This is a genomic window from Levilactobacillus yonginensis (assembly GCF_964065165.1).
Lineage (GTDB): Bacteria > Bacillota > Bacilli > Lactobacillales > Lactobacillaceae > Levilactobacillus > Levilactobacillus yonginensis_A.
This window is the reverse complement of record NZ_OZ061550.1, coordinates 19,399-33,881: the sequence shown is the minus strand read 5'-3', so window position 1 is coordinate 33,881 and position 14,483 is coordinate 19,399. Positions and strand designations below refer to the sequence as shown.

Sequence of the window (14,483 nt, the reverse complement as noted above, 5' to 3'; positions counted from 1 at the left end):
ATAACAAAAAAGTGAGTAGGGAGGGTCAAATGAGTCTGATGCCTACCGTAGCAACTTTCCATTAAGCACCTTGATTTGATTCGAAACGTTTATTTAGCTTCCGCTCGCTATATTCCATTAAGGATGTGGGGTCAATGTCGTATTGACTACAAATTATCAGTACTTGGTCAATGACGTCTGCAAGTTCTTCGTTTAAGTTATCAAACTTTTCATAGGTTGATAGCTTGCGCTCACCTGGATGATCGCGACCGAATTCAATTGAACGGATTGCTCTTGACAGTTCACCAACCTCTTCGGTCAAATAATTTAGCCTAACTGGAGGAGTGTACTTATACCAATCTCGTTGTTTGTAAAAGTCTACTAACCAATTTTCATGATCTTTTAAATTCATCCACAATTCCTCCGTGATATTATTATCGTAGTGCTTTTAATTATATGATTGTGGATTGAAGTCAATATTTGAGACAGATTTTAAGAGACATTCAGAACCGCGTTTACCTTCCACAGCTCAAATAAATCATTAATCGCGATTAATAACTTATTTGAACCCTGGAAAGCATTAAATCAGGCGGCCATTTGGCTCGTAAGTGTTGCGATTTCAACTTGTAAGGGGGTCTGGTAGCCCAGTGAACTATGAATTCTCTTCCTATTGTAGAAAGCATGCACATATTCAAAAAGGACAGCAGCGGCAGTTTCATAATTCTCAAAGACCGGCACTGGATAAACACATTCCTTTTTGAGGGAAGCATGAAAAGATTCCATTGGTGCATTATCGTATGGACACCCCTTACGGCTGTAAGAGTGGCGGATATGTAGTTCTGTTAACCGTTGGTTGTAATCATCGCTGGTGTACTGTGATCCTAAGTCTGTGTGGATAATCAGGTCCCCAGTAATGGTTCGATTTTTAACCGCGCTTTCCAGGGTCTTTAAGACTAAATCAATATCCATCTTTTTTGAGAATGAATAGCCGATAATTCGTCTTGAGTGCAGATCCATGATGGTTGATAAGTAACACCAGCCATTACGCTTCGTTTGAATATACCCTATTGGCCGTTTTTGATCCATTATCAATGGCTTTTTAAATTAGGGCCTAGTACTTTTGGAATGGAAATACTTTCCAACACTAAAAATTCTAGACCCGTTAAAGTACTTAGCGACCGCCTTAATAGAACCATCAAACAGTTCTTTCTTAGTCCGTACAGCACCGCAGAACGGGCCGCGGTTCAACGCGTCATCATGGACATGAACGCCTCCTATCAGGCATTCGTGCACGAACTATTCCCTAACGCCGAACTCATTATTGATCGGTTCCACATTATTCAATTAATGGGCCGGACGATGGATACCATTCGCACTCAATGTTTAAAGCAACTCGACAAGCATTCGCGGGAATATAAAGTACTGAAATCACTATGGCGCCTATTCCACAAGGCCAACCCTGACGCACAAAAGAGCCGCTACCTCTTCGGCCTGAATGAGTACTCGACCGAACAGAACGCTATTGATATTGGAACCGATACGTTTCCGGCCTTCAAAACAGCTTATGAAACCTACATCGATCTCCACGATGCTTTGATGGGGCGTCACGCTGATGAACTCAAGAATATCATCACTAACTATCAGCCTAACGGCACGCCCCTAGATACGGCCATGCATACCCTACGAAAGAATCTTAATGGCGTAATTAACGCCGCCAAATCGTCCTACTCTAACGGACCGATAGAGGGCATCAACCGTAAGATCAAGGAGCTCAAACGTGCTTGTTATGGCTTCTCCAATCAGGCCAATATGTTCACACGCGTCTACCAGCTGATTGCCTAGATTATCTACCACAATAACGTCACGATGGTAGGCTTATTTGTTATGCCTTCAAGTACGATATTCAGACAACACACCAGATTAAACGCCGCAACTAATAAAACAACAAAAAAGATCTCCCACACGAGGAGATCTCCAAAGGATAGAAACTATCCTTCAACACCATTTGACAAACTTCCACAAAAATCGCCGGCCATTAGCTGGTAAACTAATTGGTTTTACCAAGACTGATGACCAGTGATTACAATTATCGTTTTTAAACGGTGCGATGCATACTTCGTTCGATGACTAATAAAATGACGAACCAAACGACTGAACCGATGACTGCCCAACGGTTGACTTGATCAAAGCACAAGACGACCGTCACCGCGATAAAGAAGGCCAAGGTCGCGATGTTGGAAACAGGGAACAGTGGCAGTTTAAACGGATTATGCGTACTGTCAGTGGTTCGTTTGTAAACGTAATGGCACACCAACAAGGCACACCAAACAATGATGAAGTTGGTCGTTGCCACGTTAGAGATCAACGTGAAGACGGTACTTGGAATCACGTAATTCAACGCCACGATCACCAGTAAGATCAATGATGAGAATAACAATGAGCGGGCGGGAACGTTGTAACGATTGACCTTTCCCATCCATTTCGGCGCGTTGTCACCGTGCGCAAGTGTAAATAGTGTTCGACTCGTACTGAAGATGGCACTATTACAAGCCGAGAGCGCCGCGGTCAAAACCACGAAGTTGATAATGCTGGCCGCGGCTTTGATCCCAACGTCGCTGAAAACTTGCACAAAGGGTGACTGACTGGTCGTGATCTGATCCCAAGGATAAATTGCCATGATCACGAATAAAGCGCCCACGTAGAAGAATGAGATTCGAATAGGTAAGCTATTGATGGCCCGTGGTAATTCTTTTTCTGGGTTTTCGGCTTCCCCAGCTGTAATTCCAACCATTTCGATGCCCGTAAACGCAAAGATAACGAGCGAAAACGACATCAAGAAGCCCTGGACACCTGTTGGGAAGAAGCCTCCGTGACTGACCAAATTTGTCACCGAGACCGTTTGCCCACCGACATGGGCCGATGAACCAATCAAGATAGCCCCCGTCACGATCAAAGCAATGATAGCCACCACTTTAATCATCGAAAACCAATATTCTAGTTCGCCAAACGCACTGACGGAGAGCATATTGAATACTAATAAAATCAAAATAATTATTAAGGGTGTCACCCACTGCGGGATCCACGGAAACCAGTAACGAATGTAGATACCACTCGCAGTCAAGTCAGCCATAGCTAAACTGATCCAGCAGAGCCAATAGGTCCACCCAATGGCAAACTCGAAACGTTTACCTAAATATCGATTAATGAATTCTAGAAACGAATGTAAGCGCGTATCCGACAATAATAGCTCGCCCAGTGCTCGCATCATCAAGTAACAGAAGAAACCGCCAATGGCATAAGCCAACAAGATCGACGGCCCCGCCTGTTTGATTGCTGAACCGGATCCTAAAAAGAGCCCGGTTCCAATCGCGCCACCAAGCGCAATCATCTGCACGTGACGGCGTTTTAGTTTACGGGCAAGTTGCTGATTTTCCATATGACCTCAACTTTCCTTTAATCCAATTTGATAATAATTTTCATAAAAATACAGATTTTTTCACGTTCATTCATTTTATGATAAAATAATCCACCGTGCAACTTTTGCCACCGAAGGAAACCGTAAAAAACGGGTTTTAATTGCCATGCAGGATTTTTTCTGGTATCTTTAATTGGTAGATTGTAAAATTAATCCGAACGCTGTTCGGACAAAAAAGATCAGCTTCCTTTAAAATGGTGTTTACCACAAACCCATCTTTTAGGAGCTGATCTTTTGTCTAGTATAACCTATTCCGAACGAATTAAAATCGAAACCTTTTGTGAACTAGGGCTGTCCAATATCCAAATGGGCGTTCGGCTGAACCGATCACCGTCAACAATTTCTTATGAATTATCTCGATGTCAATCTTATCAGGCTGAATTAGCACAAACAGATGCCGAATACAAGCGATCACGATGTGGTCGGAAAACTAAGCTGAGCGATGAGTTAAAGCAAAAAATTCTCAACCATTTACGTCTAAGCTGGTCACCAGGAATGATTGCTCACGAATTTAAACTAGCTACTAAATCTATTTATAATTGGCTAAATCAGGGGAGAATTGGTTTCTCCTTGAATGATCTACCTGAACATGGCGTACGCCAACGGCGTAACGTTGACCAACGATCCAAATATAATCAATCTTTGGGGCGATCAATTGAACAGCGTCCCATGATGATTAATCAACGTAATCGCATCGGCGATTTTGAACTAGATACAGTCGTTGGTCCTCGTGGGCATAGTAAGGCAGTTTTATTAACTTTAATCGATCGCAAATCACGGTTCCTTTGGGCATACCGGTTAAAAGATCGGACGACAGCGACTGTTAATGAAGCACTAACTAAGTTCCTAACCACTTTTAATGGTCCGGTGCACAGCTTTACTGTGGACCGTGGCACTGAGTTTAGTGGGCTAGTATCACTTGAATCACAATATGGTATTAAGACCTATTACTGCCATGCTTATACGCCAGCTGAACGTGGTAGTAATGAACGCTTTAATCGGAATTTACGTTATTTTTATCCTAAAGGGACTCGTTTTGAGCACATTAGTGCTCAAAATTTAACGACGACGTTACTCCAAATTAACCAGCGACCGCTTAAAATACTCGACTGGCAAACACCGTATCAGGTTATGCTGACAAATTTGTCCAAAAATTCGGATTAAATTTGCAATCTACCAATTAAACATGAGACGTTAATGAGAAGAGTAACTGGTTGGCTTACCAAACAGAGACTGCTGAATGCTGAAAATGCAGGCTAAACCAATCGGTGAAGATGAGCTCGGAGTCTTGTCGAAAGTGAAAGCTTTAGACACGTTGAGGGGTCGATATCCCCCAGAATATGATCTTTTTGATTGTATTTTTGAGGTGATTCAGCGTAAGTTGAATCACAAACTTTGGGTGGCATTACGACTAAATTCGTCCCTGGACAATTATTTTTGTTCAGGGATTTTTTGCGTCTAATGAAAATCAATCTTCATTTGAAAGGGAGCGGATCTGATGAGAATAAGTTCATCAGCAGAAAAAACATTTTTAGAAAAGGTATTTGCAACAGACGGGTTTTCAGAACATGATGGCGCCCTACTTGCCGACACATTAGTTGATGCGGATTTACGGGGCATTTCGTCCCATGGGATTCAACGGTTGGCTTGGTACACCAGCATGATCAAAGAACACATTATTGAACCCAAAAACAAAGTGAAAGTCCTAAAGGAAACGCCGACCAGCCTACTGATCGATGCCAATAAAAACATGGGTCAGATTGCCTCAGCATTTGCAATGAACAGCTTAATCGACAAAACCAAGAAATTGGGGATTTCGCTGGCTGTTATCCGCAACTCCAATCATTTCGGAACGGCCGGCTACTATGCCCGCTTAGCCGCTAAGCAAGGATTAATTGGGATTGCCTTGACCAACACGCGCCCATTAGTTGTTCCAACCAACGCGACTGAGGCCTTCTTGGGTTCCAATGCCTTCGCCTTTACTTTCCCGGCTGACCCCCATCCCTTTGTCTTCGATGGGGCGACCTCGATTGTTTCCAGTGGAAAGATTCAAGTGCTCGCCAAAAACAATCAACCCATTCCCGGCGACTGGGCGGTTGATGACCAACGACACGTGGTCACCGATGCGCAAAAAGTGGAATACAATTTGGCCAAAGTTGCCTTCACGGAAGATGAGCCTGGCGGCGGAGTCCTAACCCTTGGTGGCTTACTTGAACAAAATTCCAACTATAAGGGATTTGGTAATTCCTTAGTGGTTGAATTATTAACGGGCATCTTAGCTCAGGGCTCAATTTCGGCTGATACCAACAAACCGGGTCGCCACGACTTCAGTCAGTTCTTCTTAACCATCAATCCGGTATTGTTTGGCGAGCTTGATGATCTCAAACAACGAGCTACTAAGATGTTTGATCGGATTCGCCACCTCAAGCACGTTCCCGGGACTCATATCATGATCCCCGGCGATCGTGAGTATAAACATTATGACGAGAATCTTAAGCAAGGCGTTGTGATTGATGATAAGACCGCTCAGGAGCTGGAGACAATTGGCAAGCAAGCCGGTGTCGTCGTTCCCCAGGCAATCTAATTTTGATTGGTATCTCCATTAATGACTAATTCTACAAAATGCTTTTCTGCAACCAAAAGCGTTATAGTAGTGGTGGTAACAAAATGATTTGAGGAGGTATTCAATTGAAAACTGTATTAATTTTAGGAGCCGCAGGTCAAATTTCCAGTTATTTGATTCCAGCCCTCTTACAACAAACTGATTTTAACTTAAAACTGTATGCTCGCAATGCCAACAATCGTATTAAAGTGACTGATCCAAGCCGAGAAACCGTCATTGATGGCGACTTCAACGACAAGGATACCTTGAATCAGGCCATGGATGGCGTTGACGCGGTGTATTTGAATGAAATGCGTGATCTCGATTCCGTTAAAAATATTGTGGCAGCAATGGATGCCAACCACGTCCGCCAATTTATCGGAGCCACCGTCCTTGGAATTGAAGATGAGGTCAAGGGCGCCTTTGGTCAGTGGAATACCAGTATGATTGAAAGCTCAATCACCAAGCGGATTAAAACCGCCAAAGTCATCAAGGATTCTGATCTCACTTACACGTTGCTGCGGTTAGCTTGGCTTTATAATAAAGACGGTAACACCAACTATGAGTTAACTGACAGCGACCAGCCATTTGGTGGGACCCAAGTGACCCGTCAAGCCGTTGCCCAACTGATTGTCAACATCTTGCTGGATGAGTCCCGGAAGTACGCCCGCAAGAGCTTAGGCGTTAACGAGCCAAATACGAATTGGGATAAACCGTCGTTTTATTAATTTGACAAGATTGGGACGAAAGGCGATTTGATCCCAGAATTTAAGTAAAAAAGTAGCGCATTCAAAACCAGAATGCGTTACTTTTTTTGGCTTAAATGGCCGAGATCAGCCGTTTGCCGCAAGTTTTATCAATCTAAAAATGGCAAGCCAAGTTGCATTGATAAGCACCTTGCTAACTAATGTCTCATCCACTTCTGTGCGGTCCTATATGTCTTGAAAACCGGTTGCCAATGGCGTCAAGTCCCCGGTGATTTCCCAGAATGGCGGTCAGTTTACAACTATTACAAAATTTGGTCAACTAAAGCTGAGCCTACGGCTGATTCTTTATTGGAACAAGTTTTAAAAAAATTGTCATTGCTCGGCGAACTTACCAAGGACGTTCAGCTTTAACCTCCTTTATTATCGTTGACGCTCAGAGCGTCAAAAACACCGCTACTGCTGAAAACAAAGGTTACGACGCTGGTAAGAAAATCTCGGGAATTAAGCGCCATCTGGCAGTTGATATCCATGGCTTTCCGCAGGCCATTCACATGACGCGAGCGAACGTCTCTGATCGAGACGGGGCCAGTGCAATGATCGCTTTACATGCCATGCATTTACGCCAGGTTCAAAATGTCTTAGTTGATGGTGGTTATTCAGGCGTTAATTTTCAGCTCGATGTAGCCAGTAATTTAAACGCAACCGTGCAGGTTGCGAAGCGCAATGAGTTGCATCGATTCGAAGTCATGCCCCAACGTTGGGTAGTCGAACGATCTTTTAGTTGGCTAGAGAATTGTCGGCGACTTTGGAAAAATTGTGAGCGTCAATTAACCACCAGTCTGCAAATGGTCGTTTTAGCGTTTTTAGCACTATTACTTAAGAGATTTTAGACAGCTTCTTAGAGAAGATTAACGCCTTCAAGTCAGCATTTGGGACTGTGATGTACTACACTGACATGGACGTTGTTCACCGCTTTGAAAACGACTTCGCACTGTATGCGGACAACTTCGCCGACTGGGCAGAACAAGCCCAAGGCAACGCCCAATTTGCCGTTTGGACATCCCTTGCCGAAAATGGTATTGGCGCTAACTTGCAACATTACAACCCACTAATCGATGACGAAGTTAAGGAAGCATTTGGCATCCCTGACAGCTGGAAATTGCGTGCTCAAATGGACTTCGGTTCAATTGAAGCTCCAGCTGATGAAAAAGAATTTATGAGTGATGAAGATCGCTTCAAGGTTTTGAAGTAATTTAATTCCAATAAAAATCGGGGCCATCATTAGTCGATTCTGTGTGTCAAATCGTGACAGCTACGGTTTCCCCCCTTATATTGACAAAACTTGGTACAAATGGCCGGGATCAAAACGCCTTTCGTCCCAATCTTATTTCTTCAATTGAGCCTTCACAAGTTCATCACCGTGACTAACGACCTCTTGCTGCGTGTAATCAGTCTGAACAACCTTGTCACCCTGTGTCAGCAAGACAACCACGGTATCTTTGTAGCCTGCCTGCTGAATCTTGTCACGGTTAAATTCCAGCAGTAAGTCACCCTTCTTGAAGGACTGGCCAGAATCAACATGGTTAATGAAGCCTTCGCCACGCATATTCACGGTACCAAGTCCCACATGAATCAAGACTTCCAAACCATCATTCGAGCGTAAACCAATGACGTGCTTGGTGGTAAACAGCATCAGCACTTGGCCATCAAACGGCGCGTATATCTTGCCTTCCGTCGGTTGAATACCGATTCCGTTACCTGGCAAGCCTTTATGGTCATGCTCGTCAACCACATCTGCCAAGTTAACGCTCACACCACTAACTGGTGCGGCAACGGCAATTGTAGCAGCCTTGGCGCCAGGCATGGTAACTTCCGTTTGAGCTGTGGTGTTGTCTGCAGCTTAAGCTCCGTAAATTCCTTCAGTCGCTAATTTCTTCTGCAATTCATCAACAATCTCAGCATGCTTCTTTTCAGAAATCTTTACCTTAAAGACGTAAATGAACAATGCAGCAACGAGCAGGAACAATGAAATCCAGAAAGCAACCAGTTTGAATAATGAAATGCCTCCGGGTGTCATTGAAGCAGCGGTTGCGGTACCGGTCATCCCGGCAGCAACGGCAACCCAACCAACAATGGCGTTTGAAATCGCACTGGACATCTTGTCCAGCATTGGACGGATGGCCAAGGTAACAGCTTCGTTACGGGTCCCATTTTTAAGTTGACCATATTCAATCGTATCAGTCAACGTCAGAATAACGGCCATGAAAATGAAGCCTTGTGGCACGTAATAAAGGATCATGGCTGTGATAACCATCGGTAAGTTATCACCTGACACAATCAGCAAAATGTAGGCTAAAATCATGCTGCACATGCTGACAGCGTAGATGGTCTTTCTGGTAACCCACTTATTGATGATGGGATACAACGGCGAGGTAAAGAAACCGGCAATTGTCGGGATAAGACCGGCAATCCAGAATAACCCAGGCTTATCCATGACGTACTTGAACATGTAGAACATCAGGCCGGCAGTGGAGGCGTTACCAAATCCATAAATTAGGTATGGAAATGCGGTCCACAGCATTTGATCGTTATGAGCCAAAGCCCAGAACATGTCTTTCAAACTTGTCTTTTGTTTAGTAACGGCACGCAAAGCATTATGTTTTTCATGCGTTCCCAAACCAACCACGAACGAGCAAATGATGCCGACAACGGCGATTAAAATGCCAAATGCCGTCCAGCCGGGTTGCCCTTCGTTGTGTGACCCGGTAAAGACAAACGTAACGTATGTGACAACAGGAACAATAATGATGGTCACAATGTTTTGACCAAATGCACTGAAGTTAGCAGCGGCAGTAAATAATGACCGTTCATGACTATCTTCAGTCAAAGCGGGCACCATGCCCCAATATGAAACATCTCTGAATGAATAAAAGATATCAAAGGTGATAAAGATCAGGATAAACATGATGGTGAACCAAGTTGCACTTATCCGCGATAAGCCAAAGATCCCGGAAAACAGTAATGCCAGTAATAGACTGGATATCGTCCCGGCACCAATCAGCCACGGCTTAAATTTTCCCCAGCGGGTATTGGTATTATCAACAATATTACCAATAATCGGGTCAATGAAAACTTCCACAAGCCGAATAATGAAAATCAATCCGGTAATCATTGCAATGAGCTTGTTGGCTTGTGCTTTTGGAACGCCGGTAAACATGGCCGAGGTAACATAGACCATAAAGTAGGTCCCGAAGGTCATATAAACCGCTGATCCACCTATATTCGCAAACGCAAAGTTGAAAATCGACCAGAATTTTTTCCGGCGATCTTTCTTTTGTACAGCATCCAATTTATAAAACGCCTCCCAGCGTGCCGATATCCGCCAAATAAATGCGGGTTTCGGTATGAAATATTTGAGAAATATTTGGATTGAAGTCAATATTTGAGACAGGTTTTAAGAGACATTCAGAACCGCGTTTACCTGCCACAGCTCAAATAAATCATTAATCGTGATTAATAACTTATTTGAACCATGGAAAGCATTAAATCAGGCGGCCATTTGGCTCGTAAGTGTTGCGATTTCAACTTGTAAGGGGGTCTGGTAGCCCAGTGAACTATGAATTCTCTTCCTATTGTAGAAAGCATGCACATATTCAAAAAGGACAGCAGCGGCAGTTTCATAATTCTCAAAGACCGGCACTGGATAAACACATTCCTTTTTGAGGGAAGCATGAAAAGATTCCATTGGTGCATTATCGTATGGACACCCCTTACGGCTGTAAGAGTGGCGGATATGTAGTTCTGTTAACCGTTGGTTGTAATCATCGCTGGTGTACTGTGATCCTAAGTCTGTGTGGATAATCAGGTCCCCAGTAATGGTTCGATTTTTAACCGCGCTTTCCAGGGTCTTTAAGACTAAATCAATATCCATCTTTTTTGAGAATGAATAGCCGATAATTCGTCTTGAGTGCAGATCCATGATGGTTGATAAGTAACACCAGCCATTACGCTTCGTTTGAATATAGGTCATATCAGCGGTCCATTTTTGATTTAAACCAGTGGTCGAGAAATCCTGCTTAAGCAAGTTGGGACGCTGTTCAACCTTGGTTTTGGAAGCCGAAGCCGCTTTCCACTTATTGACGGTAACGGAGTGGATATCCAGTTCCTTCATGAGCCGGGAAATCCGTCGTGTACTGCACCGAAGCTGCAGTGGTTGAAGTTCCAGATTCAATTCATGGTGGATCTTCATAACACCGTATCGCTGCTTAAATTCCGCAAAGATCCGCAGAATCCGTTGTTTCAAGTCCGCATCTTCGGCCCGGCGTTTTGAAGGTTTGGGGGATCGATAACGATAATACTGAGCTCTGGAAACACCGAGGATTCGGCACATCTTGGTTACCTGGTGGTGATGGCTTTCTTGGTGAATGTAATCAAAAATATTGGTTACTTCTGCGCAAGGAAGCCCAGGGCTTTTTTAGGATTTCGTTCTTCTCAGACAGGGAAGCCAGCCGCTTTTCCATCGCTTTAATTTCGTCTGGCGATTTACCGGATTGAGTTTTGGCTTGGCCCTGGATCCACTTATGAACGGTTGAATAGCCAATTCCATATTCTCTGGCCAGTTGGGCGGCTGATTCGCCTTGTTTATATAGGTTGATGATGTTTTGTTTGAATTCTTTGTCGTAACGAGTTGGCATGTAAAAATTCCTTCCTTTTGAGAGACGATTTATTCATTATACCCTCTCTTAAAAGTTGTCTCAGGAATCAGCTTACATCCATTTTAGTTTCGTTAGCGTAGTTGCGGGCATCATCCAAGCCCCACATGTTGTCATAATCAAAGACAATAGCGACTTTAGCTGCAGTTCTGGTCGTTCCATGCGCGGCCTGTAAGCTTTGTAAGTCCTGACCAACTTTTTGAACGTCCTTAAATGCCCGCGTATTTGAGCCACGATGGTTGGCAATGACGGCGCTATGAAACATTTCAGAAACTCCTAATGATTGATGTAGTTGGAAATACAAAACTGAGTCGGCGCCATGGGCAACCTGTTGCAAGATCCCCATTTCGTGCATGCCTGGTCGTTTGGCACGATTATATGGGTGCCAATTAACCTGTGACGGTGTACTTTCCATAATCAAGTAGTTATCATGCTTGAGGCTCCGCATCACGTCATTCATCAAAGCAGTTTTCATGGCCAAGTGGGCCGTACTTTCGTAACCATTACTCCAATTAGGATATGAATCCCAACTCACAATATCGACATGCTTCGCAAACTTCTGATAATCTAAATCATAAAAGACGTGTGATTCTGATGGGTTGCCACCCATAAAATTGGCTGTCACAGGGATATTAGGTGTCAGCGCTCGTAACGGTTTGATATCATTATCAAAAAAGTCAATCGTCCGGTCTGTTACAAAACGATGCCAATCCAGGTTAAGTCCCATTACATTCGTATCACCCAGCGGCGACGGTGCCTGAATCTGATCCCAACTTGCATAATCGTGGCTCCAAAAAGCACCACAGTAAGCATGGTTCAAATTGGCTAACGTTTGATACTTTTTTTGAACTCAATGACGAAAGGCTTGCTGGCACAAATCACAGTAACAAGCACCGCCATATTCATTAGAGATATGCCATAGCAGCAAGCTTGGTCGTTGACCGTAACGTTCCGCCAACTTCTGGTTAATCATTTGAACCTTTTCTCGGTAAACTGGCGATGTGTAACAGTGATTATGTCGCTCGCCGAATTGATTTCGCTGTCCGTGTTCATTGACACGTAACACTTCTGGATATTTCTCAGCTAACCAGCGTGGACGAACCCCGCTTGGCGTCGACAAAATGATCTTAGTCCCTTGGGCTTCGGCACAATCGAAAATTTGATCTAACCAGCTAAAATCATACTGCCCCTCAGCAGGCTCTAACTTGTCTCAAGCAAAGATTCCCAATGTCACCGTATTTAACTTAGCAGCCTTAAACGCTTTAAAATCCTGCTTAATCACCTCGGGTTGGTAAAGCCACTGGTCTGGATTATAATCACCACCATGCAAAAATTCTGTTGTCTTTGATGGATTGGACATTCAAACGCACCCTCACTTCTATCAACTTAATTACGCTTTAACAGATCTTTATGATAGCACTTTCATTTACGAATGTAACCCGTTTTACTAAAATAATTACTAAATACAAGTAAACATTATTTACGTTTTGTTTATATTCATTACTGCTTTTATTAGCGCTAATGAAAGCGTATTATTATAAGTGAAGCTTTTTAAGAGAGCGTAAAATATCTTGTGTAAATGCATAAAAGATTTCTGAATTGTATAGAAATAGGGAATGCCTTCCCTTATGATATTTAGTAACCACAGAAAACATCACAGGAGGCATTCCCCATGAATGAACTTACCACAGAAATTATCGCTGCACTAGCCCAAAAGCAAGATTTGGACGAAGTTTTTCGTCACCACCTCGAAATTGCGATTAACCAGCTGCTTCAAACCGAATTGGCAGAGTTTTTGGGTTACGAACGCTACTCATACGCTGGGATTAACACTGGTAATAACCGCAACGGCAGTTATGAGCGCTCGTTTGATACGAAGTACGGCCAACTTAACTTAACCATTCCTCGAGATCGCAATGGCCGGTTTGAAAATCACACCTTGCCAGCCTACGGTCGGCACAGTGATAATTTAGAAACAACGGTCATTCAGTTGTATACCAAGGGAATTACCACTGCTGAAATTGCCGAACTCATTGAGAAAATGTACGGTGCTCACTACTCCAAAGCCACGGTTTCCAACATGACTAAAGCCGTCAATGAACAGGTTCAAGCTTTCCAGCAACGTCGACTGGCTTCACAATATGCGGCCATCTTCTTAGATGCCACTTACTTGCCGTTAAAGCGGGATACCGTTCAAAAAGAAGCCGTTCATATTGCGATTGGCATTCGTCCAGATGGTACGAAAGAAGTGCTGAACTACCAAGTGGCGCCAACGGAATCGACTGGAATCTGGACTGAACTGCTGGGAACCTTGATCAAGCAGGGCGTTAAAGATGTGCTGTTGTTTGTGGCCGATGGGTTAGTTGGTTTGGATGAAGGCTTGAATCGGCATTTCCCTAAAGCCAAACGACAACGTTGCCTGGTTCATGTTGGGCGGAATCTGATGAACAAGGTTCGCGTAAAAGACCGCAAGGCCGTGATCAGTGACTTTAAACAAGTTCATCGGGCCGCCAACCGTGAAGCAGCCGAACTGAAACTGAATGAGTTCGCCAACAACTGGCATCAGACCTATCCCAAATTAATCAAAGATCTGCTTAAAATGCCGAATTTACTCACTTTCATGGACTTTCCACCAGCTATCCGGCAGTCACTATACTCCACTAACCTGATTGAGAACTTTAATAAGTATCTCAAGCGCACCGCCCACCACAAAGAACAATTTCCAAGCGTGACATTACGTGATGTCAGCGCCAAGTTCTCTTATAATACGAATTATCTGGGTAACAAATTAAAAGAAGCGACGGGCAAGACCTTTAAAGAACTTGTTGACCGCCGCCGAATTTCTGCTGCCCAAAATCTGATGATCAAGACTAACTGTACACTCGCTGACATTTGCGACATCATCGGATATCAAAACACCTCATCACTCTTTCGTCTGTTTAAAAAATACCTAAAGACCACCCCATCCGAATATAAACGAAAAGTTAGTGGCCCACTCAAGCAGTAAA

General features: G+C 43.7%; 11 protein-coding genes and 4 pseudogenes. 7 read left to right on the top strand and 8 right to left on the bottom strand.

Features of this window, described 5'->3' with window-relative positions:
• Nucleotides 1–61: 61 nt before the first annotated feature.
• Complete coding sequence (locus AB3Y94_RS12515; RefSeq protein WP_057738135.1) at nt 62–391, bottom strand: MazG nucleotide pyrophosphohydrolase domain-containing protein; 330 nt, start codon at nt 389–391, stop codon at nt 62–64.
• Nucleotides 392–564: 173 nt separating this feature from the next.
• Entirely contained in the window at nt 565–1,065 is a 501-nt protein-coding gene (locus AB3Y94_RS12510; RefSeq protein WP_343546678.1) for an IS3 family transposase, read from the bottom strand.
• A gap of 75 nt (nt 1,066–1,140) precedes the next feature.
• On the opposite strand from AB3Y94_RS12510, the pseudogene AB3Y94_RS12505 reads away from it, so the two are divergent.
• Nucleotides 1,141–1,821, top strand: a pseudogene (locus tag AB3Y94_RS12505) (ISL3-like element IS1165 family transposase); the annotation flags it as partial.
• Between the two features lie 253 nt (nt 1,822–2,074).
• Here the strand turns inward: AB3Y94_RS12505 and AB3Y94_RS12500 are convergent.
• On the bottom strand, nt 2,075–3,415 hold the full coding sequence (locus AB3Y94_RS12500) for an amino acid permease (RefSeq protein WP_015825582.1): 1,341 nt from the start codon (nt 3,413–3,415) through the stop codon (nt 2,075–2,077).
• A 273-nt stretch (nt 3,416–3,688) separates the two neighbouring features.
• On the opposite strand from AB3Y94_RS12500, the gene AB3Y94_RS12495 reads away from it, so the two are divergent.
• The 5 genes and pseudogenes from AB3Y94_RS12495 to AB3Y94_RS12475 all read left to right on the top strand — a co-directional run.
• Nucleotides 3,689–4,618, top strand: coding sequence for an IS30-like element ISLpl1 family transposase (locus AB3Y94_RS12495; RefSeq protein WP_367296541.1), 930 nt, complete (start codon nt 3,689–3,691; stop codon nt 4,616–4,618).
• 334 nt (nt 4,619–4,952) lie between these two features.
• Nucleotides 4,953–6,038 (top strand): Ldh family oxidoreductase, encoded by a 1,086-nt coding sequence (locus AB3Y94_RS12490; protein WP_367296540.1) that lies wholly within the window; start codon nt 4,953–4,955, stop codon nt 6,036–6,038.
• A 104-nt stretch (nt 6,039–6,142) separates the two neighbouring features.
• Complete coding sequence (locus AB3Y94_RS12485) at nt 6,143–6,784, top strand: NAD(P)H-binding protein (protein WP_367296539.1); 642 nt, start codon at nt 6,143–6,145, stop codon at nt 6,782–6,784.
• A gap of 195 nt (nt 6,785–6,979) precedes the next feature.
• A pseudogene (locus tag AB3Y94_RS12480) lies at nt 6,980–7,653 on the top strand (IS5 family transposase); the annotation flags it as partial.
• Nucleotides 7,653–8,015: pseudogene (locus tag AB3Y94_RS12475) on the top strand (nitroreductase family protein); the annotation flags it as partial. The pseudogenes AB3Y94_RS12480 and AB3Y94_RS12475, both read left to right, overlap by 1 nt.
• 132 nt (nt 8,016–8,147) lie before the next feature.
• Here the strand turns inward: AB3Y94_RS12475 and AB3Y94_RS12470 are convergent.
• The 5 genes and pseudogenes from AB3Y94_RS12470 to AB3Y94_RS12450 all read right to left on the bottom strand — a co-directional run.
• Nucleotides 8,148–8,627, bottom strand: a complete 480-nt coding sequence (locus AB3Y94_RS12470; RefSeq protein WP_367296538.1) for a PTS glucose transporter subunit IIA — start codon at nt 8,625–8,627, stop codon at nt 8,148–8,150.
• A gap of 36 nt (nt 8,628–8,663) precedes the next feature.
• Complete coding sequence (locus AB3Y94_RS12465; RefSeq protein ID WP_367296537.1) at nt 8,664–10,112, bottom strand: glycoside-pentoside-hexuronide (GPH):cation symporter; 1,449 nt, start codon at nt 10,110–10,112, stop codon at nt 8,664–8,666.
• Between the two features lie 198 nt (nt 10,113–10,310).
• Nucleotides 10,311–11,153: an IS3 family transposase gene (locus AB3Y94_RS12460; protein ID WP_367296536.1), complete on the bottom strand. Its 843-nt coding sequence runs from the start codon at nt 11,151–11,153 to the stop codon at nt 10,311–10,313.
• 40 nt (nt 11,154–11,193) lie between these two features.
• Nucleotides 11,194–11,457, bottom strand: a complete 264-nt coding sequence (locus AB3Y94_RS12455; RefSeq protein WP_367296535.1) for a transposase — start codon at nt 11,455–11,457, stop codon at nt 11,194–11,196.
• An 82-nt stretch (nt 11,458–11,539) separates the two neighbouring features.
• Nucleotides 11,540–12,835, bottom strand: a pseudogene (locus tag AB3Y94_RS12450) (beta-galactosidase); the annotation flags it as partial.
• Between the two features lie 312 nt (nt 12,836–13,147).
• Between AB3Y94_RS12450 and AB3Y94_RS12445 the strand changes: the two are divergent.
• Nucleotides 13,148–14,482, top strand: a complete 1,335-nt coding sequence (locus AB3Y94_RS12445; RefSeq protein WP_367296534.1) for an IS256 family transposase — start codon at nt 13,148–13,150, stop codon at nt 14,480–14,482.
• The last annotated feature ends 1 nt before the right edge of the window (nt 14,483 follow it).

Excerpts from the sequence above, each read along its gene's own strand:
- AB3Y94_RS12515 (WP_057738135.1), bottom strand. The coding sequence starts at position 391 with ATGAATTTAAAAGATCATGAAAATTGGTTAGTAGACTTTTACAAACAA.
- AB3Y94_RS12500 (WP_015825582.1), bottom strand. The coding sequence starts at position 3,415 with ATGGAAAATCAGCAACTTGCCCGTAAACTAAAACGCCGTCACGTGCAG.
- AB3Y94_RS12510 (WP_343546678.1), bottom strand. The coding sequence starts at position 1,065 with ATGGATCAAAAACGGCCAATAGGGTATATTCAAACGAAGCGTAATGGC.
- AB3Y94_RS12445 (WP_367296534.1), top strand. The coding sequence starts at position 13,148 with ATGAATGAACTTACCACAGAAATTATCGCTGCACTAGCCCAAAAGCAA.
- AB3Y94_RS12460 (WP_367296536.1), bottom strand. The coding sequence starts at position 11,153 with ATGTGCCGAATCCTCGGTGTTTCCAGAGCTCAGTATTATCGTTATCGA.
- AB3Y94_RS12490 (WP_367296540.1), top strand. The coding sequence starts at position 4,953 with ATGAGAATAAGTTCATCAGCAGAAAAAACATTTTTAGAAAAGGTATTT.
- AB3Y94_RS12470 (WP_367296538.1), bottom strand. The coding sequence starts at position 8,627 with ATGCCTGGCGCCAAGGCTGCTACAATTGCCGTTGCCGCACCAGTTAGT.
- AB3Y94_RS12455 (WP_367296535.1), bottom strand. The coding sequence starts at position 11,457 with ATGCCAACTCGTTACGACAAAGAATTCAAACAAAACATCATCAACCTA.